2 protein-coding genes are annotated in these 1,952 nt (G+C 38.2%); both read left to right on the forward strand.

Annotated elements, in window-relative coordinates:
* Positions 1–656 precede the first annotated feature (656 nt).
* Positions 657–830: a hypothetical protein gene (locus ACFW9O_RS36575; RefSeq protein WP_375839303.1), complete on the forward strand. Its 174-nt coding sequence runs from the start codon at positions 657–659 to the stop codon at positions 828–830.
* A 90-nt stretch (positions 831–920) separates the two neighbouring features.
* Positions 921–1,829: a hypothetical protein gene (locus ACFW9O_RS36580; RefSeq protein WP_375839305.1), complete on the forward strand. Its 909-nt coding sequence runs from the start codon at positions 921–923 to the stop codon at positions 1,827–1,829.
* Positions 1,830–1,952: the final 123 nt, after the last annotated feature.

The raw sequence follows: 1,952 nt of genomic DNA on the forward strand, positions 1-1,952 counted from the left end.
TTTTTTTTATTTCCCGAAGGGTTATTTGTCAGAATGACAAACCGATTTCGAGCCGGCGAGAACCCATTGTCACACCACGATTTAGGGGGTGTGTATAAATGGGCACTCTCTGTGAAATTTGAAGCTTTGAAATTCCGAATGGCGCACTTATACACTCTGTCGAGTGAGTGCTAAAATGCTGAAGCATTTCCGTCAAGCGTGTGGAGGAATCTTGTAGAGAGATATAGCATAGATACCCGTATCTCTAGAGATATTTTGGTATATCCCTGCTATATCTATGGGGTATCTATGCTATATCTTTGGCTTCAAAAACGGCACCTGTTCTAAGAGCATAGAAACTCAACAGGCACAGCCTGTTTGACACCCTTTTTTTTAGGGTGGCACCGAGTTTCCTTATGCTCTTTTTCTCTGAAGCTAAACCTGTTTTATATGTCGTAGTCTTTTTATTGGGAGTGACCCCTTGCTGTACAATTTCCGGAGGTGCCGATAAGGGACGAATTTTCCCTTGTCGGTTGCCTTTGGGGATTGTAAGGGGTGGAGGCTCGGAATCAAAAGGAAACGAAATATCATTCCGAGTGTGCTTCTTTTTTCTGTTCTTGAATTCTATTATTTCCAATGTTAGAATTATGTTAACAACTTGTTAGGAGTGTGTTTGGATGGAAGAGAAAAAACAAATTGGACCTCGAATTACTGTTGAAACATTTAAAAAGCTAGAGTTATTAGCCGAACATTTTACAAAACACAATGAATTTGGAAGAGTTTCAAAAGATGCTGTAATTGAGTTTGCTATTAAGGAATTGTATAGGGACTATTTGGGAAAAGGACGCTAATTTTTGTTGAAAAACTGACTTCGGATTTGGGGTTCTTTATTATTAACTTGATTTTAATTAAACATTACAGGAAAAATTGAGGGGAAATGGATGGATAAACGCAATGGTGACGCGGTTTTCATAGCTCCAAATGATGTTGTAAAAGTGACCACTATGAATCACGTCATTGAAGTTCAGCATATGGAGAAGATGAACCGGAAAAATAATATCAAAAAATTGGACAAGGATAGGTTTGTAGACCTCTCTACTGGGGAGATCCGGGAGTTCGAGCATTCGGAAAATCGGCAGGAAAATTATAATTCTTTGAGACAAACCTTTAAGAAGCTGCGTTATTTGATAAATAACAATTTTATAGGACGGCCAAATGAATTACATATAACTTTGACATACAAGAAAAATATGACGGACACGAAAAAACTTTATAGTGATTTTCAAAATTTTATCGACAGGTTGCGTTATAAATACAAGAAAGAAAGTTCGATAGATTATTTATCGGTGGTAGAGCCACAAGGACGTGGAGCCTGGCATTGTCATGTTTTAATGCGCTTTAATGATTTGGATAAGATTTATATTAAAAATGCTGAATTAAGGAGTCTATGGGGTTTAGGATTTGTAACAATCAAGTCATTAAAGGATATAGACAACATAGGAGCCTATTTGAGCGCTTATTTGACTGATATAGACCTAGAAGATGTCCAAGACAGGGAAACAGCCTTAAAAGTGGCTTCAGAGGGCTGTGAGGTGCAAACAAAGATCGTAGAAGGTCGGGAAAAGAAATTTTTAAAAGGCGGACGGCTGCACATGTATCCTTCCGGAATGAATATGTATCGAAAATCAAAAGGGATTGTTAAGCCGGAACGGGAAGAAATGAAGTTCGGAGACATAAAAAAAGTAGTGGGTTCGGCAAAACCACACTACGAGAAAAGTTATCATGTCGAAAATGACAATTTTGAAAACACAATTTCGTTTCTCCAGTATAACACAAAACGTGATTTTTGAAGCAAAACGGTTCCTCTTTATGGAGCCGTTTTTTTTATTTCCCGAAGGGTTATTTGTCAGAATGACAAACCGATTTCGAGCCGGCGAGAACCCATTGTCACACCACGATTTAGGGGGTGTGTA

It is taken from the genome of Streptomyces sp. NPDC059499, from assembly GCF_042749285.1.
Classification (GTDB): Bacteria; Actinomycetota; Actinomycetes; order Streptomycetales; family Streptomycetaceae; genus Streptomyces.